Origin of the sequence: Thauera phenylacetica B4P, assembly GCF_000310225.1 — a bacterium.
GTDB classification, from domain to species: Bacteria; Pseudomonadota; Gammaproteobacteria; order Burkholderiales; family Rhodocyclaceae; genus Thauera; species Thauera phenylacetica.
The window spans coordinates 1-1,257 of the sequence record NZ_AMXF01000468.1; the positions used below are offsets into that span (position 1 = coordinate 1).

The 1,257-nt window shown below is 76.8% G+C and carries 2 protein-coding genes; both read right to left on the reverse strand.

The window, feature by feature from the left end; all coding sequences use genetic code 11:
• Positions 1-426 (reverse strand): glutamate--tRNA ligase family protein (locus C667_RS23075; protein ID WP_004389199.1); only part of this gene is annotated, 426 nt, incomplete at its 3' end.
• 176 nt (positions 427-602) lie between these two features.
• The coding region (locus C667_RS23080) for a ChbG/HpnK family deacetylase (RefSeq protein ID WP_004389200.1) at positions 603-1,257 on the reverse strand (655 nt) is incomplete at its 5' end.

Here is a 1,257-nt window from a genome sequence, read left to right on the forward strand (position 1 = left end):
CAGGCCGTCGCGGCAGGTGCCGGGGTAGCGGCGCGAGCCGTCGCGCGCGAGCGGCTGGTCGGCGAGCTCGCGCCGGGTGCACGCGCAGGGATAGGCGAGGCCGGCCGCGCGCAGGCGCTCGAGCGCGGCCGCGTAAGCTTCGCCGCGCTCGCTCTGGCGCACGATCGCGCCGTCCCATTCGAAGCCGAAGCGTTCCAGCGTGGCGAGGATGCCTGCGGCGGCGCCGGGCACCGTGCGCGGGGTGTCCACGTCTTCGATGCGCAGCAGCCAGCGTCCGTCATGCGCGCGCGCATCCAGGAAGCTGCCCACGGCGGCGACCAGGGAGCCGAAGTGCAGCGCGCCGCTGGGCGAGGGGGCGAAGCGGCCGATGTAGGGACGAACAGGCTGGCCCGCACCGGGGCCGGGGGAGGGGATGGACGGCGGCATGGCGGGGATCGTATCGACCGGGCGGGCGCTTGTGCAATTCGTGGGTGAGGCCTTCGTGGCGGCCATGCTGCGCCGGTGCCGACCTTCGCGGTGGCCGACCCGCCAGGCGGGGTCTTGCGGCAAGGGGCGCAGCGCTGTGGTATCCGGAGCCGCAGCCCCGGCCGCACTGCGTCGCGCTAGGAGGGCGGGGCCGTCGTCCCGGCACCGCGCGCATCGAACGCCGCGAAGCGCGCCGGATGCAGGCCGGCGGCGGCGAGGTCGGTGAGATATTCGGCCGAGGCGAGGTAGGCGAGCTCGGCCTCGCGCGGGGTGGTCAGCGGGTCGCAGGCGCGCAGCGCCGCGTCCACCCGGCCGGGGTGCACGTGCACCAGCGGGCGTGGGCCGGCGGCGGCGAGGAAGCGGCGCATCTTCGGCGCGAAGGGGCGCTCGACGGAGAAGTCGTGCAGGCCGCTGAAGCCTTCGTTGCAGGGCAGGCCGGCCTCGCGCAGCTGGCGGTGGAGCCCGCGCGCGAGGGTGGAGATGAACCACGCCTTGCCCACCGCCTCGCGCCGCTGCAGACAGCGCAGCGGCGGCTCGACGCAGTCGCGCACCCACACGCGGCCGCGCGGGTGGCGGCGCAGCAGCTCGGCGACGAGGGGCTCGCGCACGCCGGGCAGCACATGCACGTGCTGGTGGCCGTCGACGTGGTCGGGCGCGTCCCCCCAGGCGTCCTCGAAGGCGTCGAGCTGGGCGCGGATCTCGTCCGCCACGGCCTGCGCCGGCAGGCGGTGGGCGAGGGCGGCGGCGAGCAGGCGGCCGAGCGGTGGCAGGCGCTCGCCCCAGGCCCGGCGC